We start from the raw sequence: 24,553 nt of genomic DNA, 5'->3' as shown, positions 1-24,553 counted from the left end.
GCCTGGCTGCATGGACACCACCAGGCCGCTCACCCGGCCCACGCCCGCCACCCCCACCCGTCCGCCGCTGGAGCCGTCCGCGCCCCGGCGGCGGACGGCCTATCTGGACAACCTCCGGATCGCGCTGATCATGCTGGTGGTCGCCCACCACGCGGCGCAGGCGTACGGTCCGGCCGACTGGTGGTACGTCGAGGACCAGGCCGGCAGTGGGGCGCTCGCCGCCTTCACCACCCTCAACGGCACCTTCTTCATGAGCCTGTTCTTCTTCGTCTCCGCCTGCTTCGTCCCCGCCTCGGTGGACCGGCGGGGAAGCTGGGCATATCTGCGCGGGCGGCTGCGCCGGCTCGGCATCCCGTTCCTTGCCGGGACCGTCACCCTCATCCCGGTGCTGCTGTACGTCTACTACCTGGTGTACCGCGACCAGCCGGCGCTGTCCTTCCCGCAGTACTACGCGGACGTCTTCCTGGGGCTGGGCGAGGAGCCGGCCGACTGGGCCGGGCCGATCTGGCCGGATCTCCAGTTCGGGCACCTGTGGTTCATCCAGAATCTGCTGGTCTACTGCCTGCTGTACCTGCTGGCCCGCCGGACGGGCGAGGCGGTGCGGCGGCTGCGGCCCGCCGCCTCCGTGCGCACGCCCCGGATCCCCGGGCACCGCGCGCTGGTGCTCTTCACGCTCGCCGTCGCGGCGGCCACCTTCGTACTGCGGCTGTGGTACCCGCTGGACACCTGGGTGCCGGTGGCGGAGTTCATCCAGACCGAGCCGGCCCGGCTGGCCCAGTACGCGGCGTTCTTCGCGGCCGGCATCCTCGCCCACCGGCACGGCTGGCTGACCGCGATCCCGGCCCGTACCGGCTACCTGTGGCTGGCGGGCGGCGTGGCGGGCGCGGTGGTGCTGTGCGCGGCCGGCGGCACCGGGGCGTTCTGGTACGCCACGGGCGGGGCGACCGTACCGGCCGCGCTGTGGGCGGTCTACGAGACGTTCCTGTGCACGGCGCTGTGCCTGGGCCTGCTGACGCTGTTCCGGGAGCGGCTGAACGGCGAGGGCCCGGTGCTCTCCTCGCTGGCCGGGTCGGCATTCACCGTGTACATCGTCCACCTGCCGATCGTGGTGGCCCTCCAGTTCGCGCTCGCCCCGCTGGACCCGGCGCCGCTGACCGCGTGGGTGGTGGTGACGGCGGCGGCTATCTCGCTGAGCTTCCCGCTGGCCGCCTGGCTGCGCCGGCTGCCGGGGTTCCGCGCGGTGCTGTGACGGCCACGGCGGCGGCGGCCAGCAGCGCGAGACCGGCCAGCGGGTAGCCGGCGGCGAGGAGTTGCTGGCCGGGCGGGAGGTCCAGCTCGGGCCGGGTCTCGTCGTGCGGCAGCAGCCAGCTGACGTAGCTGCAGAACAGCAGTGTGGCGCCCCCGGCGGCCAGCCACCACCCGCGCGCGCCCCGCCGCCGGCCGCGCGCCTCGGCCACCAGGAGCAGCACCGCGGGCACGGCCCACACCCAGTGGTGCGACCAGGACACCGGGCTCACCAGCAGCGCCGTCACGGCGCAGGCGACCACGGCCCAGGCCCGCCGCCCGGTCAGCAGGGCGGCGACGCCGACGGCGAGCCCGGCACAGCAGACACCGGCCGCCAGCGGCAGCCACCAGGCGGGGAGTTCACCGGTGTGCAGCATCCGGGCCAGGACCCCGCGCAGCGACTGGTTGGCCGACGCCTCCGGCGCCCCCACCCGGTCCTCGGCCAGCACCAGGTCCGTCCAGTACCGCCAGGACTCGGCGGGCAGCACGAGCGCCCCGAGGGCGAGGGTCCCGGCGAACGCCGCCCAGGCCCGGACGGCGAGCCGCAGCAGCGCGGCATCCCGGCGCCGGAGGCAGGCGAGCACGCCGGCGACGGTGCACAGGACGGCGAAGATCGCGGGGGTGAGCTTGATCCCGATGGCGATCCCGGTCGCCACCCCGGCGAAGCGGTGGGGTGCGGGCCGGGTCAGATCCCACAGCACCAGTACGGCGAGCAGCAGATTGATCTGCCCGTACCGGACGGTGGCCCACACCGGCTCGCTCCACACGGCGACGGCGGCGACGGCGAGCGGGGCCGCCCAGCGCCAGTGGCCGCCCGGCCGGATGCCGGTGAGGCGCAGGGAGAGCTGGGCGAGGACGATCACCAGGCCGAAGTTGAGGACGCACACCAGCACCCGCATGGCCTCGACGCCCAGCAGCGTGAGCGGGACGAACAGCAGCGCGGCGAACGGCGGATAGGTGGCCTGGAGGGCGTGCCGGCTGACCGCGAGGTCGTACAGGTCCTCCCCGGTCCGCACCGCCCAGCCCTCGGCCCGGTAGACGTCGAGGTCCCCGAGGGGCAGGCCGAGCGCCAGCTGGGCGAGCGCGCAGCCGGTGAAGGAGAGGGCGCAGAGCGCGAGGACGAGCCACGGCCCACCGCGGCGCAGCCGCCCCCGCGCCCGCGCCCCGCCGTCCACGACCGTCACCACGCGCGCCACCCTAGGGCGGCCGGCGGCCGAGGGGACGAACCGCCGCAGATCGCCGCGGCCGACCACCCTTTTGCCGCACGGCGCGGGGAGGCAGGGAGCCGGGAGCACCGTGCCCCTGCCTTCGGTCACGGCGTGCGAGGCTCGGGGCGGCCGGGGGTGCACTACCGGATGGGGCGGGCCGGGCGCCAGCCGGGTGAGGATGTGTGTGCTCGGCGAAGCTTCTTCATCGGAACGCCCCGCAGCCTGCCCGTTTTTGACCGCCAGTGGCATATTACTGCGATTTTCGCCGCCGGTCCGGCGCGATGATGGTGATTACGTCTGGTAGTGCTGGCGTCTCGTACGGTTGAACAGGTAGCGTCCAGGCACGCGAAGGGGCCCGGTAGGCGCCAACCAGCCCGGGCTCCCCTTCGACTTTGTGAACCCACGAATCAAGGAGAACCCATGTCTCCCGACCGTGTACCGCCGGCCTCGGTGCTCCCGTTAACGGGCCCGTCCGACCGGCGTGGTGACCGTAGCATTCCGCAGGTCCCCGCCCCCGAAACCACCCCGCACGGGGAAACCCTCGTCATGGTGCCCGCCCCCGCGCTGATCGCCCTTCTCCTGCTGCCCCTGGCGCCGTTCCTCGGCGGAACCGGCCTCCTGGGCCCGGTGGCCGCGCTGATCGCGTCGGCCGCCTCCCGGGGCTCCGCGCTGCGCTACCACCGCGTCCGCATCGGCTGATCCGGACGCCGGCGGGCACGCGCGGCACCAACCGCCCCTGTCGCGGCCCGCGCGTGCCCGTCCGGCCCGGGTGCCGGCCCGCCCCACCGCCGCCGGCGCCACCCCGTCGTCGCAACCGGCGGGCCGCCCGGCGGCCCGCCCCGCCCCACCGAGGCATCATGACCCACTGCAAGAATCCGAAGTGCCACCTGGAGGTGACCCCGAACCAGTCGGGCCGCCCCAAGGAGTACTGCAACAAGCGCTGCCGGGACGCCGCCTACCGGATGCGCAACGCCCTCGACACCCCGGAGACCGGCCCCGAGGACGGCTACACCGCCGCCGTCGCGGCCGACATCACCGGGCACGCCCGCCTCATCGAGGCCCAGGCCGCGCGCCCGGGGCCGGACGCCGCCAGGGAACTGCTGCGGCTGCTGCCCGCCGCGCAACTGTCGATGGGCGATCTGGAAGCCGCCGTCGTGCGGCGGGCCCGGCTGGAGGGCGTGCCCACCACCGAGATCGCCCGGGCGCTGGGCATGAGCCCGCAACGGCTGCGCAAGCGCTGGCCCCGGGGCGCCATGGAACGCCGGATGCTCCGGCGGGAGCGGCGCCGCCCCTTCACCACGACGCTCAGTCAGAACCTGCGCGGCGAGGACCGCGCCGCGACGACGCCCGCCGACGTCCTCGGATAGCCCGGAGCACCGCCATGACACCGCCCGCACCCGCCCCCGTACCGCCGCAGGTCCCCCCGATGGAGAGCGCCGCGGACGCCATCAACCACGCCATCCGGGCCTTCGTCTCCAGCCGGGGCAACCGGTGGTCGGCGGAGGACCGGCACCACCTCGCACAGCTCTACGACGCCTGGGTGGCCTGCTCCCCGGCCCCCGCCGCCCGGCGCGCCGACCGCTGAGCACCCGGCCCCGGCCCCGCCGGCCGCCGTCCGTGCGGGTGACGGCCGGGGCCGGACCGGCCCGTCGTCCGGCCGGCGCCCGCCCGGGGCCGTTGGCTACCGGCAGGGATCACCCGGCACGAGGAGGCCACCCCCCGATGAGCACCTGGACGGACGACGAACTCACCCGGATCGGCGACGCCGAGGAACTGCGGATCGCCTCGCTGCGCGAGGACGGCTCGCTGAGCAGCCGGCGCACCATCTGGGTGGTCCGCGACGGCGACGACCTGTACGTACGGTCCGTCAACGGCACCGCATCCGACTGGTACCGCGCCACCCGGATCCGCCGGGAGGGCCGGATCCGGGCCGGCGGGGTGGAGAAGGACGTCACCTTCGCGGACGCCGGCCGGGAGCACGAGGACCGGATCGACGCCGCGTACCGCGCCAAGTACGCGCACTACTCCGCCTCCCTCATCGGCTCCGTCACCACCGGGCGGGCGAACGCGACCACCATGCGGCTGGTGCCGCGCGCCTGACGCCGGGACACCGGTGAGCGGGCCGGCGATCCGCGGGCCGCCACCGCTCCGTGACCGGCGTGTCCCCCGCCCCCAGCGCCGCCGGGAGAACCACCGTGCTCGCACTCGTCCTCGTCGTCCTGCTGGGCACCGCCCTGGTACTCGGTCACACCACCGCGCGGCGGCTGCGCGTCGCACCGCCCATCGTGCTGCTGCTCGGCGGCGTGCTGCTGGGCTTCGTCCCGGCGCTGCGCGAGGTGCGGCTGCCGCCCGAGACGGTCCTGCTGCTGTTCCTGCCGGCGCTGCTGTTCTGGGAGAGCCTGACCACCTCGCTGCGGGAGATCCGCAGCAATCTGCGGCCCATCGTGCTGCTGTCCACCGTGCTGGTCATCGCCACCGCCGGAGCGGTGGCCGTGGTCGGGTACCTGCTGGGGCTGCCCTGGGGGGCGGCGTGGGTGCTGGGCGCGGCGGTGGCGCCCACCGACGCGACGGCGGTGAGCGTCCTGGCCCGTGCGCTGCCCCGCCGCACCATCACCACCCTGCGGGCGGAGAGCCTGGTCAACGACGGGACGGCGCTGGTGCTGTACGGGCTGGCGGTCGGCATCACGGTCGGCGCCGAGCACTTCACCGTCCCGCACGTGACGGCGCTGTTCCTGCTCTCCGTCGCGGTGGGGGCGCTGTCGGGGGTGGTGGTGGCCTGGATCGGGGTGCGGGTGCGCGGCCTGCTGGCCGATCCGCTGCTGGGCAATGTGGCGCTGCTGCTCATCCCGTTCACGGCGTTCCTGCTGGCCGAGGTGGTGCACTCCTCCGGGGTGCTGGCGGTGGTGGTGTGCGGGCTGATCATGAGTCAGGCGGGGCCGCGGGTGGCGAGCGCGGAGGTGCGCCGGCAGGCGATCGCGTTCTGGTCGCTGGCCACGTTCGTGCTCAACGGTTCGCTGTTCGTGCTGGTCGGGCTCCAGGCGCAGGAGGCGGTGCGGGAGCTGACCAGTGCCGGGCTCGCCCGGGCGGCCCTCGCGGTGGCGGCGGTCTCGGCGGTGGTGATCGGCGTGCGCTTCCTCTTTCTGTTCACCTCGCCCTACGTCATCCGGCTGCTGGACCGGCGCCCGCGGCAGCGGGCCCGCCGGGTGGGGGCGCGGACGCGGGTGGTGAGTGCGACGGCCGGGTTCCGGGGCGCGGTCTCGCTCGCGGTGGCGCTGTCGGTGCCGAGGACGCTGGATTCGGGCGCGCCGTTCCCCGAGCGGGATCTGATCGTCTGTGTCACCTGCGGGGTGATCGCGGTGACGATCGTGGTGCAGGGGCTGCTGCTGCCGGTGGTCGTGCGGTGGGCACGGCTGCCGCCGGACACCGGGGTGGAGGCGGAGCGGCAGCTGGCCGAGACCCTGGCGGCCGAGGAGGCGCTGGCCGCGCTGCCGGAGGTGGCGGCCGGGCTCGGTACGGCGCGGGATGTGCTGGAGCGGACCCGGCGGGAGTACGAGACGCATCTGGCGGTGCTGCGGGCCGGCACCGGCGACGGGGACGGCGAGGACGAGGCGGCGCTGCGCCACGACCGGCACTACACCGAGCTGCGGCTGGCCATGATCGCCCACAAGCGGGCGACGGTGCTGCGGCTGCGGGACGAGCGGCGCATCGACGACACGGTGCTGCGGCAGCTCCAGTCCCGGCTGGACATCGAGGAGGTGCGGCTGACGCGCCGGGAGGCGGCGGAGTGAGCGTCAGAAGCCGGCCGGGAACCGCAGCACGGGCTTGACCGCCTCGCCGGAGGCGGCGTCCGCGGCGGCGTCGTTGATGCGCTCGGGCGGGTAGAGGCGGACGAGGCGGTCGAAGGGGAGCCGGCCGGCGCGGTGCAGGGCGACCAGGGCGGGGAGGAAGGCGGCCGGGTCGCTGTCGCCCTCGTAGACGCCGCGCACGGTACGGCCCCGCAGCAGGGCGCCGATGTCCAGGGGCACCCGGGTGCCGGCCGGCGGCAGGCCGAGCACGGCGGCGGTGCCGCCGACCGCGAGCGCCTCGACGGCCTGCCGCAGGACGTCGGGCACCCCGCTGCTCTCCACGGCGTGCCGCACGCCCCGGCCGCCGGTCAGCTCGGCGAGCCGCCCGGCGACGTCCTCCCGTCCGGCGTCGACGGTGTCGGTGGCGCCGAGTTCGCGGGCGAGGGCGAGCCGGGCGGGGCGGATGTCGACGGCGATGATCCGTACCGCGCCGGTGAGGGCCGCGGCCATCACGGCGGAGAGGCCGACCGCTCCGGTGCCGAAGACGGCGAGGGTGTCGCCGGGGCCGGGGCGCAGGACGTTGAGGACCGCTCCGGCGCCGGTCTGGACGGCGCAGCCGAGCGGGGCGAGCCGGGCGAGTTCGTCCTCGTCGGCGACCTCCACCGGGACGGCGCACCGTTCGTCGGCCAGCGCGAGGGCGCCGAAGGAGGACTGGCCGAAGAAGCGTCCGGAGATCCGCTCGCCGCGCGCGTCCTGGAGCGGGCTGGTGCCGTCGGCGCGGGAGCCGGAGGCGTTGCGGTGGAGGAAGGTGTCGCAGTACGCGGGGCGGCCCCGGCCGCAGGGGGCGCACGCGCCGCAGGAGCTGAACGACAGCAGTACGGTGTCGCCGGGCGCGAGCCGGGTCACCCGGTCCCCGACGGCCTGCACCACCCCGGCGCCCTCGTGGCCGAGCACGGCGGGCAGCGGCAGGGGGACGTGGCCGTCGCGTACGGCGAGATCGGTGTGGCAGAGTCCGGCGCCGACGACGCGGACCAGCACCTCGTCGCCGCGTGGCGCGTCCAGCCGGACCTGCTCCCAGGCGAAGGTCCGGGTGCCGGGCCGGACCACGGCGGCGGTGGTGGTGCTGGACATGGCGGCTCCCTCGCTGGACTCTCCGTCATGCTGGCGCCGGGCGGGGGCGGAATCCAGGAAACGGGGCGGGGATTCCACCGACCGGGTAGGGCAGCGGGCCGGGTGTTGACGGGGCGGGGTGCGGCTCTCCCACCCCGCCGGGCCCGGCCGGGCGGCGGGGTGTCCGGGGTCAGAAGTCGTAGTCGTCCACGGTGGCGGCGTCGAAGACGGTGGGCGGGCCGAGCGCGATCACGCCGTCGGGGCCGACGGTGAACTCCCCGAGGTCGCCCGCGGTGAACGTCTCGCCCTCCGCGCCGGTGAGCCGGCCGGAGGCCAGGGCGGCGCCGGCGTGGGCGGCCAGGTAGCCGAGGTCGGCCGGGTTCCACAGAGCGAAGGACTCCACGGTGCCGTCGTGCACGAACTGCCGCAGCTGGTTGGGCGTGCCGAGGCCGGTCAGGGCGACCCGGCCGGCGTACTCGGAGCCGGAGAGGTAGCGGGCCGCCGCGGCGAGGCCGACCGTGGTCGGGGAGACGATGCCGGCCAGGTCGGGGTGGGAGCGCAGCAGGCCCTGGGTCTCCTGGAAGGACTTCTCGTCCTCGTCGTTGCCGTAGGCCACCGCCACGATCTCGATGTCCGCGTAGGCGGGGCGCGCCAGTTCCTCCTCCATCAGGGCGATCCAGGTGTTCTGGTTGGTGGCGTTGGGGGTGGCGGACAGGATGGCGATCTCGCCCGCGCCGCCGATCTGTCCGGCGATCAGCTCCACCTGGGTGCGGGCGACGTCCTCGGCGGTGGCCTGGTTGATGAAGAGATCGCGGCACTCGGCGCGGGTGTCGGAGTCGAAGGTCACCACCACGGCCCCGGCGTCCCGGGCGCTGTTCAGCGCCCCGCAGACGGCGCCGGGGTCGTTGGCGGAGATGGCGATGACGTCGGTGCCCTGCTGGGTGAGGGTGTTGATGTAGCTGACCTGGGAGGAGGCGCTGGCCTCGGAGGGGCCGACCTCCTTGAAGGTGCCGGCGAATTCGGCGGTGGCCCGCTCGCCGCCGCCCCGGGCGACGGTGAAGTAGGGGTTGTTGACCTGTTTGGGGAGGAAGGCCACCGACAGGTCCGGGCGCAGCGGCGCGTCGGGGTCGGCCTGCGCGGTGGGTTCCGGTCCGGCGCCCGGTCCGGGGCCGCCGTCGTCGCCGTCGCCCCGGGTGGTGCCCGAGCAGGCGGCGAGGAGCAGCAGCGCCGCGAGTGCGGTGGCCGCCGTACCGGTGCGGGTCCTTCCGGCAGGTGCGGGCATGTCCGTGTCCCTTCTCAGGTGCGGGTGGTGGGGGTGCGGCGGAGCGCGGTGAGCGCGCGGGGGGCGAGGACGGAGAGGATGAGCAGCGAGCCGGTCACGATGTCGAGGGTGTCGGCGGGGACGTCGGCGAGTTGGAGGGCGTTGCGGAGGGTGACCAGCAGGAGGACCCCGGCGCAGACCCCGGCGAGGGTGCCCCGGCCGCCGAAGATGGACACGCCGCCGAGCAGGACGGCGGCCACGACGGCCAGTTCGAGTCCCTGGCCGTTGTCGGCGCGGGCGCTGGCGTAGCGCAGGGTCCAGAAGACGCCGGCCAGGCCGGAGACGGCGCCGCAGCTCACGAAGAGCCAGAACTTGGTGCGGGCCACGGCGATGCCGGAGAAGCGGGCGGCCTCGGCGTTGTTGCCGATGGCGAACAGGGAGCGGCCCAGCGGGGTGGCGTGCAGCAGGACGGCGCAGCCGGCCGCCGCCACGGCGGTGACCAGCATGGCGGCGGGGACGGCGCCGGCGAGCGCGGTGCCGCCGACGGCGTCCGTCCAGGCGCGGGGGAAGTCGGCGACGGCGCGGTCGCCGAGCACCACGAAGGCCAGTCCCCGGTAGGCGGCGAGGGTGCCGATGGTGACGGCGAGGGCGGGGAGGCCGAAGCCGGTGACGAAGAGGCCGTTGACGGCGCCGAGCAGGGCGCCGAGCGCGACGGCGGTGAGGACGACGAGTTCCAGCGGCCAGCCGGACACCCACAGCTGGCCCATCACGGCGCTGCACAGGCCGAGGGTGCTGGCGACCGAGAGGTCGATCTCGCCGGTGACGACGATGAGGGTGACCGGGAGGGCGACGAGTCCGATGGCGACGGCGTCCAGGAGCAGGAACTGGGCGTTGCGGCCGGTGGCGAAGCCGTCCACGGCCAGGGCGGCGGCCAGGGTCACCAGGAGCAGGGTGGCGATCAGGGCGCTGTCCCAGCGGCGCAGGACGGCGGCGCCGCGTCCGCTCGGGGGTTCAGCCGGCACGGGACACCTCCGGGGCGGTACGGGCGGCGCGGGCGGCGAGCCGGGTGGTGAGCAGCCGGTCCAGGCCGATGGCGGCCAGGATGAGGGCGCCGACGACGGCCTGTTGCCAGAAGGGGTCCACCCGCAGGACGGCGAGTGAGCTGCCGATGCAGGTGAGCAGCAGCGCGCCGAGGGCGGCGCCGGTCACGCTGCCGCTGCCGCCGAAGATGGCGACGCCGCCGACCACGACGGCCGCGACGACCTGGAGTTCCATGCCCTGTCCCGCGGTGGCGTCGACGGTGCCGTAGCGGGCGGCGTAGAGCACGCCGGCGAGTCCGGCGAGCGAGCCGCTGAGGAGGAAGGCGGTACGGATCCGGCGGCCGGCCGGGACGCCGGCGCGGGCCGCGGCGGCGGGTTCGGAGCCGATGGCGTACAGCTCGCGTCCGCTGCGGTAGCTGTGCAGCCACAGGGCGACGGCGAGGACGACGGCGGTGGCGAGGAGGGCGAGCAGGGGGATGCCGAGGACGGTGGCGGTGCCGAGGTCGAGGAAGGGGCGGGGCAGGTCGGCGGCGTTGATCTGCCGTCCGGCGGCCCAGGAGTGGGCGGCGCCGCGCAGGACGTAGAGGGTGCCGAGGGTGATGACGAGGGCGGGAACGCCGCCGTAGCTGATCAGGGCGCCGTTGAGGGCGCCGCACAGGGCGCCGATGGTGATGCCGGCGAGGGCGGCGAGCGGCAGCGGGGTGCCGGGGTGGGTGGCGAGCAGGTCGGCGGTGCCGAAAGCGGCCAGACCGAGGACGGAGCCGACGGAGAGGTCGATGTTGCGGGTGAGGACGACGACGGTCTGGCCGGCGGCGAGCACGGTGAGGATGGCGGCGGACAGCAGCAGGTCGCGGACGCTCTGGGCGGACAGGAAGCGGGGGTTGGCGGCGGCGGTGCCGGCGATCAGCAGGAGGAGGGCGGCCAGGACGCCGAGTTCGCGGGGGTGGGCCCGGGTCACGCGGCACCTCCGGGGTGGCCGGTGGCGGCGGCCATGACGGTCTCGGCGGTGGCGCCGGGGCCGGGGAGGGTGGCGGTGGCGCGGCCCTCGTGCAGGACGAGGATGCGGTCGGCCATGCCGAGGACTTCGGGGAGTTCGGAGGAGACCATCACGATGGCCAGGCCGCGGGCGGCGAGTTCGGACATCATCCGGTGGACCTCGGCCTTGGTGCCGATGTCGATGCCGCGGGTGGGTTCGTCGAGGATGAGCACAGCGGGCTCGGTGGCCAGCCATTTGGCCAGCACGATCTTCTGCTGGTTGCCGCCGGAGAGGGTGCCGGCCGGGGTGTGGGTGCCGCCGTGCCGCACCCGTAACCGTTCGGTCCAGTGCAGCGCGTCGGCGCGTTCGCGGCGGGTGGTGAGCAGGCCGTGCCGGGCGAGGCGGCGCAGCCGGGTGAGCGCGGTGTTGCGTTCGACGGACAGCTGAAGGACCAGGCCCTGCTGGCGGCGGTCCTCGGGGACGAGGGCGAGCCCGGCCGCCATGGCGGCGGCGGGTGAGCCGGCGGGCAGCGGGCGGCCCGCCACGGTGACGGTGCCGGCGTCGTAGCGGTCGACGCCGAAGACGGCGCGCACCACTTCGCTGCGGCCGGCGCCGACCAGTCCGGCCAGGGCGAGGATTTCGCCGCGCCGTACGGAGAAGGAGATGTCGTGGAAGGCGCCGTGCCGGGTGAGGCCGGTGACCTCCAGGACAGTGTCGCCGGGGGTGGTGGGGGTCTTGGGGTAGAGGGCGCCGACGTCGCGGCCGACCATGCGGCGCACGACGGTGTCGGGGGTGAGCCGGTCGGCGGGGTCGGTGGAGACGTGGCGGCCGTCGCGGAGCACGGTGATGTCGTGGGCGAGGCCGAAGATCTCCTCGAAGCGGTGGGAGATGAACAGGACGGCCGCGCCCCGGTCGCACAGGCCGCGCACCACGGCGGCGAGCCGTGCGGCCTCGGTGCCGGAGAGGGCGGCGGTGGGTTCGTCCATGACGAAGATCCGGGCGTCCAGGGAGAGCGCGCGGGCGATCTCGACGAGTTGCTGATCGGCGATGGACAGGCCGCGGGCGGGCCGGTCGGGGTCGAGGGTGACGCCGAGCCGGGCGAGTTGGGCGGTGGTGGCGGCGCGCAGGGCGCGGCGGTCGATGCGGCCGAGCCGGCCGGTGGGCTGGCGGCTCAGGTAGAGGTTCTCGGCGATGGACAGGTCGGGGAAGAGGGTGGGTTCCTGGTGGATGACGGCGATTCCGGCGGCGCGGGCGGCGGCCGGGTCGCGCAGCACGGTGGGGTGTCCGTCGAGCTCCAGGGTGCCCCGGTCGGGGCGGTGGACGCCGGCGAGCATGCGGACGAGGGTGGATTTCCCGGCGCCGTTCTCGCCGGCGAGGGCGTGGACGCGGCCGGGATGCAGGGTCAGGGAGACGTCGCTGACGGCGGTGACGGCGCCGAAGGACTTGGCGACGCGGTGCAATCGGAGGGCCGGGGGCGGGGCTGCGGTGGGGTCGGGCACGGCATTCCCTCTCTCCGCATGAATCGATTCAAGAGGAGACTGATGATGCTAGAGGCAAGCCATGAACGCGTCAAGAGTTGCCGGGGCGGCCCGTTCCCTATACTCCGCCGGGTGACGCTCAGTTACCCCACCCCCGGGATGACCGCACCGGGCGGCCCGCCCCCGCCGGACGGCTTCCGCACCCTGGAGATCCGCGTCCCGCTGGGCCGCGGCCCCGGCGTCCTGGCCACCGCCGGGGAGACGGTGCTGGGCTGGGGCGCGCACCGGGGCGCCGGGCTCACCGTCCGCGCCACCGCGCCCCGCGCGGCGCCCGGCGTACGGGTGACGGTCGGTCTGGGGCCGCTGCGCGCACCGTGCGAGGTGGTGTGGACGGTGCGGGAACCCGGCCGGGTGGGCTTCGGCTACGGCACGCTCCCGGGCCATCCCGAGTGCGGCGAGGAGGCGTTCCTGATCGAGCGCGCGGCCGATGGCACCGTCACCTTCACCGTCCGCGCCATCAGCCGCCCCGCCGCCTGGTACACCCGGGCGGCGGGCCCGCTGGGCCGGGCGGTACGGCGGCTGATCGCCCGGCGGTACGCGCGGGCGGTACGGCGGTCGGTGACCCGGTCCGCACGCGGGCCGGCGACCGGTGCACAAGGCCCCGCGGAACGGTGATCATTGGCGGTGCACCCCGTCACCGACGTGAGGAATCACGAGAACCGGAGCCACCCCCATGACGCATCTGCCGCCCGCCGTCGACGAGCTGGACCGCACCATCCTGGCGCTGCTGATCGCCGACGCCCGGGCGAGCTTCGTGGACATCGGCCGGCGGGTGGGGCTGTCGGCCCCCGCCGTGAAGCGGCGGGTGGACCGGCTGCGGGCCAACGGGGTGATCACCGGTTTCACCGCCACCGTCCGGGCCGAGGCGCTGGGCTGGGGCATGGAAGCCTTCGTCGAGGTGTACTGCGACAGCGCCGCCCCGCCCAGCCGGATGTCGGAAGTGGCGCGCAACCACCCGGAGATCGTGGCCGCGATGACGGTCACCGGGGACGCGGACGCGCTGCTGCACATCAGGGCCCGCACCATCGGCCACTTCGAGCGGGTGCTGGAGCGCATCCGCGCCGAGCCGTTCGTCCGGCGCACCGACTCCCGCGTCGTCCTCACCCAGTTGCTGCCCGGTGGCGACAGCGGAAGCGGCGCGCCGCTGCGCCCGCTGCTGGACCGGCCGGCGGAAAACGCCGTCGAGCCCGGCTGACGCGCAACATTCGAAAGCGGCGTGCAAGGACAAGAACTTGTCCGCACCCGGCCCCGGTCCTTAGCGTGGAGTCATCTCTCCGGCGAAGGGAAAAGTGCCTCGATGGCGCCTGTCACGGTCGGCCGAGAACGCCGATATCTGCTGTGCGAGCCACGCTATTTCGAGCTGGCGTACGTCATTAATCCATGGATGCGACAGGATTCCCCGGTGGACCGGAACCGGGCCCTGGAACAGTGGCACGAACTGGTGCGCGTGTACCGCGGACTGGGCCACACGGTGGACCTGGTGGAGCCGGTCCCCGGCCTCCCCGACATGGTGTTCGCCGCCAACGGCGGACTGGTGCTGGACGGCAAGGCGCTGGGATCGCGGTTCCACGCCCCGCAGCGGCAGCCGGAAGCACTCGAATTCAGCCGCTGGTTCAAGGAGAACGGATTTCCGGTCGTCACCCCCGAGGAGACCTGCGAGGGTGAAGGCGATCTGGTACCGGTGGGTCCGGACATTCTGGCGGGGTACGGATTCCGCACCTCCACCGCCGCGCATATCAGCGCACAAGAGTATTTCGGCAGGCCGGTCATCAGTCTGCGGCTGGTGGACCCGTTCTTCTACCATCTCGACACCGCGCTGTTCGCGCTGGACGACACCACCATCGCCTACTACCCGGACGCGTTCTCGCCGGGCAGCCGTGCCGCGCTGCGCCGCCGCTACCCCGACGCCGTGATCGCCACCCGCGCCGACGCGATGGCGTTCGGCCTCAACGCGGTCTCGGACGGCCGGCACGTCCTCATCTCCCCCGGCGCCACCGAGCTGATCGCCCGGCTGACCGAACGCGGGTACGTCCCCCTCCCCGTCGACACCTCCGAGCTGCTGAAGGCCGGCGGCGGAATCAAGTGCTGCACACAGGAGATCCGCATCGCATGAGCGCACACCCGAGCACCGAAGCCGCCGGCGACCCCACCGACCCGGCCGCCGTCATCGCCGCCGAGGACCGGCTGGTCGCCCACAACTACCGCCCGCTGCCCGTGGTCGTCGCCCGGGGCGAGGGCGTGTGGGTGGAGGACGTCCGCGGCAACCGCTACCTCGATCTGCTCGCCGGCTACTCGGCCCTCAACTTCGGCCACCGGCACCCCGCCCTGGTCGAGGCGGCCCACCGCCAGCTGGACACCCTCACCCTCACCTCGCGCGCCTTCCACAACGACCGGCTGGCCGCCTTCGCCGCCGGGCTGGCCGAACTGACCGGCCTGGACGTCACCCTGCCGATGAACACCGGCGCGGAGGCGGTGGAGAGCGCCATCAAGATCGCCCGCAAGTGGGCGTACGAGGTCAAGGGCGTCCCCCGGGACCGGGCCCGGATCGTGGTGGCCGCCGACAACTTCCACGGCCGCACCACCACCATCGTCGGCTTCTCCACCGACCCGGTGGCCCACGACGGCTTCGGGCCCTACGCCCCCGGCTTCACCGTGGTGCCCTACAACGACCTGCCCGCGCTGGAGGCGGCGCTGGACGACACCACGGCCGCCGTCCTCATCGAGCCCATCCAGGGCGAGGCGGGCGTGATCGTCCCGGACGACGGCTATCTGCGCGGGGTGCGCGAGGCGACCCGGCGGGCCGGGGTGCTGTTCGCCGCCGACGAGATCCAGTCCGGGCTCGGCCGCACCGGCCGCACCCTGGCGCTGGACCACGAGGGGGTACGGCCCGATCTGCTGCTGCTCGGCAAGGCGCTGGGCGGCGGTCTGGTACCGGTCTCGGCGGTCGTCGGCACCCGCGAGGTGATGGCGGTGCTGCGGCCGGGCGAACACGGCTCGACGTTCGGCGGCAACCCGCTGTCGGCGGCGATCGGCACGGCCGTCATCAACCTGCTGGCCACCGGGGAGTACCAGGAACGGGCGGAACGGCTCGGCAAGGTGCTCGCGGCCGGCCTCGGCCGGCTGACCGGGCGCGGGGTGCTGCGGCACCGGGGCCGCGGGCTGTGGGCCGGGATCGACATCGACCCGGCGATCGGCACCGGCCGGCAGCTGAGCGAACGGCTGATGGCCCGGGGCCTGCTGGTGAAGGACACCCACGGCTCCACCATCCGCATCGCCCCGCCGCTGACCATCGAGGAGGAGGAGCTGACCGGGGCGCTCGACATCCTCGGGGAGGTGCTGGCCGAGGGCAGCTGACCGGGGCCGGTGAACGGGGACGGGGCGGGGCCCGCGCGGCCCCGCCCCGCGCCGGCCGGCCTCCCGGTCAGGGCGCGCGGTCGAAACGGACCGTCGCGCCCTCGCCGTCGCGCACCGTGAGGGTGAGCCGGGTGAGCCGTCCGCCCCACGAGGCACGCAGCAGCGGGTCGGTCAGCTCCCGGTCCTCCAGCACCGCCCGCGCGTCGCGCGGCTCCCAGCCGATCCGCAGCGCGGGACCGTCCGGCGCCCGCACGATGGCCTCGCCGCCGCTCAGGGTGACCTCGCCCGCCAGGACGTGCCGCAGCAGTACCGGGCCGGCCGCCGGTGCCCAGCGGTCGGTCACGGTGACCAACGGCCGGTCCCGGTCCAGCCGGACGGTACGGGTCAGGCCGCCGGCCGCGCCGTCCGGGTAGACGGCGGCCAGGTCGGCGTGGAAGAGGGCACCGCTGTCTGTCGCTTCGGCGCGCACCTCCCGGGCGGCCCGTCCGGCGCCCGGCAGCTGCCCGGTGCCGCCACCCGGCGCGGGCAGGTTGTGCCAGTCACTGGTCAGCGGCCAGGCGCGGTAGCGGTGCGGCCCGAAGCTGTCGGCGGTGTACGTCGGCTGGCCGAGGTCGACGACCAGCGGCACACCGTCCAGCGCGATCCAGTACGAGCCGACGTCGAGGTGGTTGTGGCGCTCGGCGTTGTGGCCGCCCTTGACGGCGACGGTCAGGCCGCCGGTGGAACCGGGCCGTTCCCTGGCCAGCAGGATCTGGGTGCGCGGCAGCCACTCGGCGGCCGTCAGCCAGCTGCCCCCCTCCCCCGGCGGGCCGGTCAGCGCGGCGCGCCAGCGCGGGTCCACCAGTGCGGTGAGCGCGCTGCCCGCCCCCGCTTCGGGTTGGGCGGCCAGGCCGGTGTCCCGGCCGCGGCCGGCCGCGTGGTCGCGTACCGCCGGGTCGCCGAGCGCGGCGCCCCAGCGGTGCAGCAGCTGCCAGGGCAGGGTGCCGGAGAGCCGGGCGGCGGCGTCCCCGGCGTTGACGTACCAGGCGCCGCCCAGGTGCATCCGGTGCGGGAAGCGGGCGAGTTGCCGCAGCACGGGCAGGTCGCGGGCGTCGAGCCCGGGGCCGCCGACGGCCGCCAGCAGATCGAGGGTCTCCAGCAGCCGGCCGGCGCCGTGCCACCAGTACGCCACGCCCTCGTCGATGCCGCCGTCGTCGGGGAGGGTGGCGACGAAGCGGTCGAGTCCGGCGACGGCGGTGCGCAGCAGGCCGGCGGCGCGCTCCGGATCGTCCGTCAGCAGCAGGGCGGCGGCGGTGATCGCGCCGTGGATCCACGGGTTCCAGTTGTCCGCGGGCCGGTCGGCGCCGATCCAGGGCCAGTCGCGCCGGGTGGTGAACGGGGTGAGGACGCGCCGGTCGGTCTCGCGGCGCAGCCGGCGGCGCAGTCCGGGGGCGCGCAGGTCCAGATGGGGGCCGAGCGCGTGGTCGGCCCAGGCGAGCACGGTGGTGACCTCGGCGGCGCCGAGGTCCACATAGGGCTCCTCCGGGTCGGGCAGCACCTCGCCGCGGGCGGCGGTGTAGCCGTCGTGCGGGGCCCAGCACCAGGTGGAGGTCTCGCACAGGGCGATCAGTCCGTCGATGGCGGCGTCCAGGTTCGGGGTGGCGCCGGGGGGTGCGGTGGCCGGCGCGCTCTCCCCGGTGAGGACGGCGGCGAGCAGGAAGACGGTGGTGCGGGTGCGCAGGGCGCGGGCCGGGTCCTCGTAGGCGGTGCGGACGCCGTCGCGGAAGGAGCGGGCCCAGTCGGAGGCGCGCAGCACGGGGACGGGGGCGGCGCGTTCGGCCTCGGCCCGGCGCAGCAGCGCGGTGCGGGTGGCGGGGTGGACGGCGTCCCAGGCGGTGCGGTCGGTGACGGGCGGCACCGGGATCCGGCGCGGGGCGTCCCGTAGGGCGTCGGCCAGACGGGCCGCGGCGCCGGGGGCCAGCAGCGGCAGCCGGGCGGTCAGCGGTCCTGGGGAAGTCACCTGCGCCACATCTGCTCCTGGTGAGGGGTGCGGGAGTGCCGCGGCCGACCGTACCCGAGGGTGCCCGGAGTACGGCCGGCCGAGCGCGGCCGGAGCCGCGCATCACTGCAACCGTTCGCAGTAATCAGGGCGTGACGTCGATGACGCCGGTGCCCGCGTACCGTTCCACGGCCTCCTTGGCGGCGGCCGGGGTGTCCGCCTGGTAGCTGTAGGGCACGGTGAAGTCCGTGGTGGACTCCAGGTGTTCGTGGGGGCTGTCGATGAAGGTGTTGTCCACCAGGTTCCAGTAGCCGGTCTCGGAGCTGCCGTAGAACCAGCCGACCGGGCCCTCGATGTAGCCGGCGTGCGAGTCCACCTCGCCGGAGCCCACGTTCTCGAACCAGTTGCCCTCGACGAGGACCCGCGCGCCCATCCGGGCGTTGATGGCGGAGCCGTTGATGTCGGTGAACACGTTGTTGAGCATGTGCACGTCCGCGTGGCGGATCAGCGGCACCCGGGAGTTGAGGGAGGTGAACGCGTTGTTGTGGTAGGTGATCTTGTCGGGGGCCTGGTCGGCGCTGTCGTTGTGGCCCACCAGCGAGGTCTTCCAGTGGTCGTGGATCGTGTTCCACGAGACGGTGATGTACTCGCTGTTGCGCTTGATGTCGACGAGCCCGTCGTAGTAGTCCTTGTCCGGCTCGTTGTCCCGCTCGCTGAACAGGTCGTTGTGGTCGATCCACACGTGCGAGCTGTTGTCGGTGACCTCGATCGCGTCCCCTTCGCCCTCGGAGACGTGGTGGATGGTGAGGTTGCGGATGATGAGGTTCTGGGTGCGGGTGACCTTGAAGCCCACGCCGTCCAGTTCGCCCGCGTCGCCCACGCCGAGGATGGAGACGTTCTCGACGTCCTTGATGTCGATCTTGCTCTCGCTCAGCCCGTCCTGGCTGAGCGTGAGGTCGACGTAGACGATCAGGCCCTCGCTCTCGCTCTTCTGGTGCGCCTTCAGCAGCTGGTACAGCGCCTCGGAGGGGCTCAGCCCGCTCTCCTCGGCGTACTCGCTGAGCAGGTACGTGTCGACCGTGTCGCCGCCCTCGCCGCCGGTGGTGCCGCCGGCCTCGGCGGCGTAACCGATGGGGGCGTCGGCGAACGGGTCGGCCGCGAAGGTGCCGGGTGCGGCGGGCGGGGTGTCGGCGGTGGGCGCGGTGGACGCCTGGGAGACGGCGGTCAGGGTGCCGGCCAGCAGCGCGATGCCGCCGGCGACGGCGATGCCGGCCCTGGTGACGGTCCGGGTGGTGCGTGACATGAGGAGTCCTCTCAGCCGGTGGGGGAACGTGTCCGAGGGTGTGGGGCCCTCGTGATGTTGTCGGCATGTGAACCCACGATGGTGCAACCGGTTGCAGTAACCCGGTATTCACCAGACTGAGTTGACGACTGGAACATGTCAACGGTTCGCACAACACCCATCCGTCCAGCCCGCCTTCGGAGACCGGCCGGGCGCCGCCGTGGCCTGCCCGCATGCCGGACCGGGCAGCACCGGGTATCCCTGTTGTATCTATGCTGTGCACATGCCGCAGTCCGCCGCCGCCCCCAAGCGTCCCCCCGCCGCCGACCATGTATACGACCACGTCAAGCGCGCCCTCCTGGAACGCCGCTACGAGGGCGGCACCCTGCTCACCGAGGGTGAGCTGGCCGAGGCCGCCGGCGTCTCGCGCACCCCGGTCCGCGAGGCCCTGCTGCGATTGGAGAGCGAAGGGCTGCTGCGGCTCTACCCGAAGAAGGGCGCGATGGTGCTGCCGGTCTCCGCCCAGGAGATCGCGGACGTCGTGGAGACCCGGCTGCTGGTGGAGACCCACGCGGTGCGCAAGGCGGTACCGGCGCCGCCCGGACTGATCGACCGGCTCACCGAACTGCTGGCGCTGCACCGCGCCCAGGCCGCCGCCGGAGCGCTGGCCGACCTGGCGGTCACCGACCGCACCTTCCACGCCGAGATCGTCCGCAGCGGCGGCAACGCCATCCTCTCCCGGCTGTACGACCAGCTGCGCGACCGGCAGCTGCGGATGGGCGAGGCCGTGGTCCGGGCCCGGCCCGACCGCATCGCGCTCGCCCTCGCCGAACACCAGGAGATCCTGGACGCCCTGCGGGCCGGTGACGCCGAGGCGGCGCTCGCGGTCACCGTCCGGCACGTCAGCCGGGTGTCCGAGCTGGCCCGGGGGGAGAGCCGGTGAGCCGCCCGCAGCGTTCCGCCGAACCCGCCGACCCCCTCGATCCCGCCCCGCCCACCGGCAGCACCGCCCCCGCCGATCCGCCCGGCGGCCGGCGCGCCGTCGCCGTGTGGACCATCGCGGTCGCCGTCTACTTCGTCGCCGTCCTGCTGCGCACCTCCCTCGGGGTCGCCGGACTCGACGCCGCCGACCGGTTCGCGGTGGGCGCCTCCGCGCTCTCCGCCTTCCCCATCCTCCAGCTGCTGGTCTACGCGGCGATGCAGATACCGGTCGGCGTCATGGTCGACCGGCTCGGCAGCCGGCGGGTGCTGATCCTCGGCCTGTCGCTGCTGATCACCGGCCAGCTCGGCTTCGCCTTCGCCCCCACCTACGGGAGCGCGCTGGCCGCCCGCGCCGTGCTCGGCTGCGGCGACGCCATGACGTTCCTGGCCGTGCTGCGGCTGGGCAACCGCTGGTTCCCCGCCCACCGCGCGCCCATGATGGCCCAGCTCACCGGCCTGGCCGGGATGACCGGCAATCTCACCTCCACCCTCGTCCTCTCCCGGGTGCTGGAGCACTCCGGCTGGGTCACCGCGTTCGCCGGGAGCGCGCTGGGCGGGCTGCTCGTCCTCGTCCCGCTGCTGCTCTTCCTGCGCGACCAGCCGCCGGGGCGGGCGCCCGAGCCGCGCCCGGCGGCGGGCCGCGGCGCGGTGCGCCGGCAGATCGGCGCGGCCTGGCGCGAGCCGGGCACCCGGCTCGGCATGTGGACCCACTTCACCACCCAGTGCCCGGCGATGGTCTTCCTGATGCTGTGGGGGCTGCCGTTCCTGGTGGAGTCCCAGGGGTACGCGCGGGTGACGGCCGGTGAACTGCTCACCCTGGTGGTGGCCACCAGCCTGCTGCTCGGCCTGCCGTTCGGCTGGCTGCTCTCCCGCCGGCCCGGCGCCCGGCTGCCGGTGGTGCTGACCGTGACCGCCGCCGTGGTGGCCGTGTGGACCACGGCGATCTGGTGGCCGGCCGACCGCACCCCCGGCTGGCTGGTGATCCTGCTGTGCGTGGTGCTCGGCGGCTGCGTCCCGGCCTCCACGGTCGGCTTCGACTTCGCCCGGCTGGCGAACCCGCCGCAGCGGCACGGCACCGCCTCGGGCATCGTCAACATCGGCGGCTTCACCGCCTCGATGCTGGCGCTGCTGGCGGTGGGCCTGCTGCTGGACGCCACCGGCGACGACTACCGGATCGCGCTCTCGGTGGTGCTGGGCTTCGTGCTGCTCGGCGTCACCCGGATCCTGCGGCTGCACGGGCGCGCGGTGCGCCGCGAACGGGAGCGGCACCCCTCCCCCACTCGGCACCCGGCCCCCGCGACCCGCGAACGGACCGGCGTGCGCGCGGGCTGAGCCACCGGCCCGGCGGGGCGGGCGCCCGATGCCCCTGCCACGGGGTGAACGCGCCCGCACCGCCGGGCACCGGCCACCCGGACGCCGCCGCTCAGCCGGGGATGCGGGCCAGGCCACCGATGCCCGCGCCCTGCGGGTCGGGGCCGAGGTCGCCGAGGTCGGGGCGCCAGCGGGGCATGGGGACCACGCCCGGCTCCACCAGGTCGAGGCCGTCGAAGAAGCGGCTGATCTGCTCCTGGGTGCGCAGCCGGTACGGCGCGGCTCCGCTGTCGTTGTAGTCGTCCTGGGCGTCCATCACCTCCTGCGAGGTGGTCGCACCGTGCGAGAGCATCAGATAGCTGCCGGCCGGCAGCTCCGCCACCAGGTTGCGGACGATGGAGCGGGCCAGGTCGTCGTCGGGGACGTGGCCCATGACGTCGGAGAGGATCACCGCGACCGGCCGGCTGAAGTCGAGGGTGCGGGAGGCCAGCCGGCGGATGCGGGCCGGGTCGTGCAGGTCGGCGTCGATGTAGTCGGTGCGGCCCTGCGGGGTGGAGGTGAGCAGCGCCTGGGCGTGCACCAGGACCAGCGGGTCGTTGTCGACGTAGACGATGCGGGCGTCCGGCGCGACGCGCTGGGCGATCTCGTGGGTGTTGTCCTCGGTGGGCAGGCCGGTGCCGACGTCGAGGAACTGCCGGATGCCGGCCTCGCCCGCCAGGTGGCGCACGGTGCGGTGCAGGAAGTAGCGGCTGACCCGGGCGATGTCGAAGATCCCGGGGAAGGTGGCGGCGTACTGGTCGCCGGCGACCCGGTCGACCTCGTAGTTGTCCTTGCCGCCGAGCCAGTAGTTCCAGATGCGGGCCGAGTGCGGTACCGAGGTGTCGATCTCCGGTGCCGCCGGGGTCTCCCGCACGTCCTTGCTGTTCTCGCCCATCGGGGTCAACTCGCCATCGCTAGAGGGGACCTGGGCGTCCCATGATGCACAGCTCCCGGGGCGCGCCACCGACCGGGTGGGGACTACCGGTGGTACGGCGCCGCGCCCGGCCCCGGGGTAGGGGGGCCGGGCGCGGCGGGCCGGGTGCCGGGGTGGTCAGCCGGCGGTGGGGGCGGCGTCCTTGGCCGCCTCCTCCCGCTGGGCCTCCTCGGCGAGCCGCTGGGTGGCGTTGGTGGTCTTCAGGGCCTTCTCCTTGATGAAGAGCACCGTGATCAGCGCCAGGACGGCGAACGGGGTGGCGATCAGGAAGAGATCGCCGGTCGCCGAGCCGTAGGCGCCCTGGACCAGTTCGCGGGCCTCGTCGGGCAGCTGGGAGATGTCCGGCACCGCGTGCGCGTCGCCGCCGCCGGCGTCGAAGCCGCCGAGCTGGCTGGCGACCCGGTTGGCGAGCACCGCGCCGAGGACGGAGGTGCCGATGGTGCCGCCCATGCTGCGGAAGAAGGACAGCACGGAGGTGGCGCTGCCCAGTTCGGCGGCGGGCACGTCGTTCTGGGCGGCGAGCACCAGGTTCTGCATCAGCAGGCCGACGCCGATGCCCAGCAGCGCCATGTAGAGGCTGAGCAGGCCGAAGCCGGTGTCCGCACTGATGGTGGCGAGCAGGCCGAGCCCCGCGGTCATGGTGACACCGCCGGCGACCAGGTAGATCTTCCACCGCCCGGTGGCGGAGATGATCTGTCCGGCGACGGTGGAGGAGACCAGCAGACCGCCGATCATCGGCAGGCTCATCAGCCCGGCGACGGTCGGGGACTTGCCGAGGGCGATCTGGAAGTACTGGGACAGGAAGACGGTGCCGCCGAACATGGCCAGGCCGACCAGGAAGCTGGCGACGGTGGTCAGGGTGACGGTGCGGTTGCGGAAGATCGTCAGCGGGATGACCGGTTCCGGCACCCGGGATTCCACCAGGACGGCCAGGCCCAGCAGGACCACGCCGGTGCCGGTGAGGGCGGCGGTCTGCCAGGAGGCCCAGTCGAACTGGGAGCCCGCCATGGTCGTCCAGATCAGCAGCGCGCACACCCCGGCGACGATGAGGCCGGCGCCCAGGTAGTCGATCTTGACCTCGCGGCGCACGGTGGGCAGGGTCAGGGTGCGCTGGAGGATGACGATCGCGGCGAGCGCGAACGGCACACCGATGAAGAAGCACCAGCGCCAGCCGAGCCAGGAGGTGTCCACCAGGACGCCGCCGATGAGCGGCCCGGCGACGGTGCCGACCGCGAAGACGGCGCCGAAGATGCCGGCGTACTTGCCGAGCCGGCGCGGCGGGATGACGGCGGCCATCACGATCTGCACCAGGGCGGTGAGCCCGCCGGCGCCGATGCCCTGGATGACCCGGCTGAAGATCAGCAGTCCGACACCGTTCGAGAAGCCCGCCAGCAGCGAGCCGACCAGGAACAGCCCGAGGGAGAGCTGGAGCAGCAGCTTCTTGTTGTAGAGGTCGGAGAGCTTGCCCCACAGCGGGACGGTGGCGGTCATCGCCAGCAGTTCGGCGGTGATGACCCAGGTGTACGAGGACTGGCTGGCGTTGAGGTCGGTGATGATGCGGGGCAGCGCGTTGGCCACCACCGTGCCGGCCAGGATGGCGACGAACATGCCGGCCATCAGGCCGGACATCGCCTGGAGTATCTGGCGGTTGGTCATGGCACCCGGTGTTTCCTCGGGTGCCTCGGTCGCGACTGTCACGATGTCCTTCTCGGTGTACGGAGTGAAGTGGAGCGGCCGGATCCTCAGGATCCGGCGCGGCTGGTGGCCGGGGCGGTGGTGACGGCGGGGGCCGGCAGGCCGGCGGCGAGCTGTCCCATGACGTCCCGGAAGATCCGGATCAGGGACTGCTCCCGGCCGCCGGCGCTCCAGTGCTCCACGGCGACCCGGGTCGCCGTGTTGGCCACGGCGGCCAGCAGTCTGGGGTAGGTGCCGGGATCGGCGCAGCCGGTGGCGGCGAGCCGTGCGGCGATGGTGCGGGCCAGGGCCTCCTCGTCGGCCTGGTGCACGCCCAGGGTACGGGCCAGCAGGTCGGGCGAGCGGCGCAGCACCTCGGCGCGCAGCTCCCACAGCTCGTGGTCCGGTCCCTGTTCGGGCAGCTCGGCCGCGTAGGCGTCGGCGACGGCCCGCAGCGGGGGCAGGTCGGGCGGTGCGTCGCGCACCGCCCGCCGTACCCGTTCGGCGACGTCGGCGTCGACCATGACGAACGCCTCGTCCCGGTTGTCGAAGTAGTTGAAGAAGGTGCGCGGCGAGACCCCGGCCGCTTCGCTGATCGCCTCGACGGTGACGTGCTCGGCGCCGTGCTCGGCGGCGAGCCTCAGGGCCGCCTCGGTGAGGGCGCGGTGGGTGGCCCGCTTCTTGCGGTCCCGCAGGCCCTGGGGTCGGATGTCACTCGGCACACCTTGCAGGGTATGCAAAAGTGCAGACTGTGCAAAATTAATTTCCGGTGCCGCCGCCCGCCCCGGTGCGATGCTG

At 74.2% G+C, this 24,553-nt stretch carries 23 protein-coding genes; 12 read left to right on the top strand and 11 right to left on the bottom strand.

Going from position 1 to position 24,553, the window contains the following annotated elements; translation table 11 throughout:
• The first annotated feature begins 10 nt into the window (after nucleotides 1–10).
• A complete protein-coding gene (locus tag BM385_RS07050) occupies nucleotides 11–1,249 on the top strand; it encodes an acyltransferase family protein (RefSeq protein ID WP_093842484.1) in 1,239 nt (412 codons plus the stop codon).
• Here the strand turns inward: BM385_RS07050 and BM385_RS07045 are convergent.
• Nucleotides 1,182–2,471 (bottom strand): glycosyltransferase 87 family protein, encoded by a 1,290-nt coding sequence (locus BM385_RS07045; RefSeq protein WP_107407796.1) that lies wholly within the window; start codon nucleotides 2,469–2,471, stop codon nucleotides 1,182–1,184. The two genes, BM385_RS07050 and BM385_RS07045, sit on opposite strands and share 68 nt — an antisense overlap.
• A 567-nt stretch (nucleotides 2,472–3,038) precedes the next feature.
• Here BM385_RS07045 and BM385_RS27045 point away from each other — a divergent pair.
• The 5 genes from BM385_RS27045 (at nucleotide 3,039) to BM385_RS07030 (ending at nucleotide 6,280) form a co-directional block, all read left to right on the top strand.
• Nucleotides 3,039–3,191 carry a hypothetical protein gene (locus BM385_RS27045; protein ID WP_019435437.1) on the top strand — a complete coding sequence of 51 codons (153 nt, stop codon included), beginning with the start codon at nucleotides 3,039–3,041 and terminating at the stop codon, nucleotides 3,189–3,191.
• 158 nt (nucleotides 3,192–3,349) lie between these two features.
• Entirely contained in the window at nucleotides 3,350–3,859 is a 510-nt protein-coding gene (locus tag BM385_RS07040; RefSeq protein WP_093842482.1) for a sigma-70 RNA polymerase sigma factor region 4 domain-containing protein, read from the top strand.
• 14 nt (nucleotides 3,860–3,873) lie between these two features.
• Nucleotides 3,874–4,077 (top strand): hypothetical protein, encoded by a 204-nt coding sequence (locus BM385_RS26715; RefSeq protein WP_139275146.1) that lies wholly within the window; start codon nucleotides 3,874–3,876, stop codon nucleotides 4,075–4,077.
• A 137-nt stretch (nucleotides 4,078–4,214) separates the two neighbouring features.
• Nucleotides 4,215–4,592, top strand: a complete 378-nt coding sequence (locus BM385_RS07035) for a DUF2255 family protein (protein WP_019435440.1) — start codon at nucleotides 4,215–4,217, stop codon at nucleotides 4,590–4,592.
• 95 nt (nucleotides 4,593–4,687) lie between these two features.
• The gene (locus BM385_RS07030) at nucleotides 4,688–6,280 is read left to right on the top strand and encodes a Na+/H+ antiporter (RefSeq protein WP_093842587.1); all 1,593 of its coding nucleotides are present in this window, start codon (nucleotides 4,688–4,690) and stop codon (nucleotides 6,278–6,280) included.
• A 3-nt stretch (nucleotides 6,281–6,283) separates the two neighbouring features.
• On the opposite strand, the gene BM385_RS07025 is transcribed toward BM385_RS07030, so the two are convergent.
• From BM385_RS07025 to BM385_RS07005, 5 genes are all read right to left on the bottom strand, one after another.
• A complete protein-coding gene (locus BM385_RS07025; RefSeq protein WP_019435442.1) occupies nucleotides 6,284–7,408 on the bottom strand; it encodes an NAD(P)-dependent alcohol dehydrogenase in 1,125 nt (374 codons plus the stop codon).
• A gap of 169 nt (nucleotides 7,409–7,577) precedes the next feature.
• Nucleotides 7,578–8,669 (bottom strand): rhamnose ABC transporter substrate-binding protein, encoded by a 1,092-nt coding sequence (rhaS, locus tag BM385_RS07020; RefSeq protein ID WP_093842481.1) that lies wholly within the window; start codon nucleotides 8,667–8,669, stop codon nucleotides 7,578–7,580.
• A 14-nt stretch (nucleotides 8,670–8,683) separates the two neighbouring features.
• A complete protein-coding gene (locus BM385_RS07015) occupies nucleotides 8,684–9,670 on the bottom strand; it encodes an ABC transporter permease (protein WP_093842480.1) in 987 nt (328 codons plus the stop codon).
• On the bottom strand, nucleotides 9,660–10,646 hold the full coding sequence (locus BM385_RS07010; RefSeq protein WP_093842479.1) for an ABC transporter permease: 987 nt from the start codon (nucleotides 10,644–10,646) through the stop codon (nucleotides 9,660–9,662). Before BM385_RS07010 ends, BM385_RS07015 begins: the two co-directional genes overlap by 11 nt.
• Nucleotides 10,643–12,163 (bottom strand): sugar ABC transporter ATP-binding protein, encoded by a 1,521-nt coding sequence (locus BM385_RS07005; RefSeq protein ID WP_019435446.1) that lies wholly within the window; start codon nucleotides 12,161–12,163, stop codon nucleotides 10,643–10,645. Before BM385_RS07005 ends, BM385_RS07010 begins: the two co-directional genes overlap by 4 nt.
• A 111-nt stretch (nucleotides 12,164–12,274) precedes the next feature.
• Between BM385_RS07005 and BM385_RS07000 the strand changes: the two genes are divergently transcribed.
• The 4 genes from BM385_RS07000 (at nucleotide 12,275) to rocD (ending at nucleotide 15,556) form a co-directional block, all read left to right on the top strand.
• Nucleotides 12,275–12,817 carry a DUF1990 domain-containing protein gene (locus tag BM385_RS07000; protein ID WP_302848648.1) on the top strand — a complete coding sequence of 181 codons (543 nt, stop codon included), beginning with the start codon at nucleotides 12,275–12,277 and terminating at the stop codon, nucleotides 12,815–12,817.
• Between the two features lie 58 nt (nucleotides 12,818–12,875).
• Nucleotides 12,876–13,397: an Lrp/AsnC family transcriptional regulator gene (locus BM385_RS06995; RefSeq protein ID WP_093842477.1), complete on the top strand. Its 522-nt coding sequence runs from the start codon at nucleotides 12,876–12,878 to the stop codon at nucleotides 13,395–13,397.
• A gap of 102 nt (nucleotides 13,398–13,499) precedes the next feature.
• Nucleotides 13,500–14,315 carry a dimethylargininase gene (ddaH, locus tag BM385_RS06990; protein WP_026047721.1) on the top strand — a complete coding sequence of 272 codons (816 nt, stop codon included), beginning with the start codon at nucleotides 13,500–13,502 and terminating at the stop codon, nucleotides 14,313–14,315.
• Nucleotides 14,312–15,556, top strand: coding sequence for an ornithine--oxo-acid transaminase (gene rocD / locus BM385_RS06985; protein ID WP_093842476.1), 1,245 nt, complete (start codon nucleotides 14,312–14,314; stop codon nucleotides 15,554–15,556). The genes ddaH and rocD overlap by 4 nt, the downstream gene beginning before the upstream one ends.
• Nucleotides 15,557–15,623: 67 nt before the next feature.
• Here the strand turns inward: rocD and BM385_RS06980 are convergent, their stop codons facing one another.
• Complete coding sequence (locus BM385_RS06980; RefSeq protein WP_093842475.1) at nucleotides 15,624–17,564, bottom strand: heparinase II/III domain-containing protein; 1,941 nt, start codon at nucleotides 17,562–17,564, stop codon at nucleotides 15,624–15,626.
• Between the two features lie 115 nt (nucleotides 17,565–17,679).
• Nucleotides 17,680–18,837 (bottom strand): pectate lyase family protein, encoded by a 1,158-nt coding sequence (locus BM385_RS06975; RefSeq protein ID WP_019435452.1) that lies wholly within the window; start codon nucleotides 18,835–18,837, stop codon nucleotides 17,680–17,682.
• Between the two features lie 262 nt (nucleotides 18,838–19,099).
• Between BM385_RS06975 and BM385_RS06970 the strand changes: the two genes are divergently transcribed.
• Nucleotides 19,100–19,759, top strand: coding sequence for a GntR family transcriptional regulator (locus tag BM385_RS06970; RefSeq protein ID WP_093842474.1), 660 nt, complete (start codon nucleotides 19,100–19,102; stop codon nucleotides 19,757–19,759).
• On the top strand, nucleotides 19,756–21,129 hold the full coding sequence (locus BM385_RS06965; protein ID WP_093842473.1) for an MFS transporter: 1,374 nt from the start codon (nucleotides 19,756–19,758) through the stop codon (nucleotides 21,127–21,129). The genes BM385_RS06970 and BM385_RS06965 overlap by 4 nt, the downstream gene beginning before the upstream one ends.
• Before the next feature lie 91 nt (nucleotides 21,130–21,220).
• Here BM385_RS06965 and BM385_RS06960 read toward each other — a convergent pair whose 3' ends face one another.
• The 3 genes from BM385_RS06960 to BM385_RS06950 form a co-directional block, all read right to left on the bottom strand.
• Nucleotides 21,221–22,042: an SAM-dependent methyltransferase gene (locus tag BM385_RS06960; protein WP_019435455.1), complete on the bottom strand. Its 822-nt coding sequence runs from the start codon at nucleotides 22,040–22,042 to the stop codon at nucleotides 21,221–21,223.
• A 156-nt stretch (nucleotides 22,043–22,198) separates the two neighbouring features.
• The gene (locus BM385_RS06955; protein WP_093842472.1) at nucleotides 22,199–23,737 is read right to left on the bottom strand and encodes an MDR family MFS transporter; all 1,539 of its coding nucleotides are present in this window, start codon (nucleotides 23,735–23,737) and stop codon (nucleotides 22,199–22,201) included.
• Between the two features lie 86 nt (nucleotides 23,738–23,823).
• On the bottom strand, nucleotides 23,824–24,477 hold the full coding sequence (locus BM385_RS06950; protein WP_019435457.1) for a TetR/AcrR family transcriptional regulator: 654 nt from the start codon (nucleotides 24,475–24,477) through the stop codon (nucleotides 23,824–23,826).
• Nucleotides 24,478–24,553: the final 76 nt, after the last annotated feature.

The sequence above is a fragment of the Streptomyces harbinensis genome (genome assembly GCF_900116145.1).
GTDB lineage: Bacteria > Actinomycetota > Actinomycetes > Streptomycetales > Streptomycetaceae > Streptomyces > Streptomyces carpaticus.
Note: the sequence above shows the minus strand (reverse complement) of the source record. Positions and strands in the feature narration are given on the sequence as shown.

Excerpts from the sequence above, each read along its gene's own strand:
- BM385_RS07050 (WP_093842484.1), top strand. The coding sequence starts at position 11 with ATGGACACCACCAGGCCGCTCACCCGGCCCACGCCCGCCACCCCCACC.
- BM385_RS27045 (WP_019435437.1), top strand. The coding sequence starts at position 3,039 with ATGGTGCCCGCCCCCGCGCTGATCGCCCTTCTCCTGCTGCCCCTGGCG.
- BM385_RS07040 (WP_093842482.1), top strand. The coding sequence starts at position 3,350 with ATGACCCACTGCAAGAATCCGAAGTGCCACCTGGAGGTGACCCCGAAC.
- BM385_RS26715 (WP_139275146.1), top strand. The coding sequence starts at position 3,874 with ATGACACCGCCCGCACCCGCCCCCGTACCGCCGCAGGTCCCCCCGATG.
- BM385_RS07035 (WP_019435440.1), top strand. The coding sequence starts at position 4,215 with ATGAGCACCTGGACGGACGACGAACTCACCCGGATCGGCGACGCCGAG.
- BM385_RS07025 (WP_019435442.1), bottom strand. The coding sequence starts at position 7,408 with ATGTCCAGCACCACCACCGCCGCCGTGGTCCGGCCCGGCACCCGGACC.
- rhaS (WP_093842481.1), bottom strand. The coding sequence starts at position 8,669 with ATGCCCGCACCTGCCGGAAGGACCCGCACCGGTACGGCGGCCACCGCA.
- BM385_RS06995 (WP_093842477.1), top strand. The coding sequence starts at position 12,876 with ATGACGCATCTGCCGCCCGCCGTCGACGAGCTGGACCGCACCATCCTG.
- ddaH (WP_026047721.1), top strand. The coding sequence starts at position 13,500 with ATGGCGCCTGTCACGGTCGGCCGAGAACGCCGATATCTGCTGTGCGAG.
- rocD (WP_093842476.1), top strand. The coding sequence starts at position 14,312 with ATGAGCGCACACCCGAGCACCGAAGCCGCCGGCGACCCCACCGACCCG.
- BM385_RS06975 (WP_019435452.1), bottom strand. The coding sequence starts at position 18,837 with ATGTCACGCACCACCCGGACCGTCACCAGGGCCGGCATCGCCGTCGCC.
- BM385_RS06970 (WP_093842474.1), top strand. The coding sequence starts at position 19,100 with ATGCCGCAGTCCGCCGCCGCCCCCAAGCGTCCCCCCGCCGCCGACCAT.
- BM385_RS06960 (WP_019435455.1), bottom strand. The coding sequence starts at position 22,042 with ATGGGCGAGAACAGCAAGGACGTGCGGGAGACCCCGGCGGCACCGGAG.
- BM385_RS06955 (WP_093842472.1), bottom strand. The coding sequence starts at position 23,737 with ATGACCAACCGCCAGATACTCCAGGCGATGTCCGGCCTGATGGCCGGC.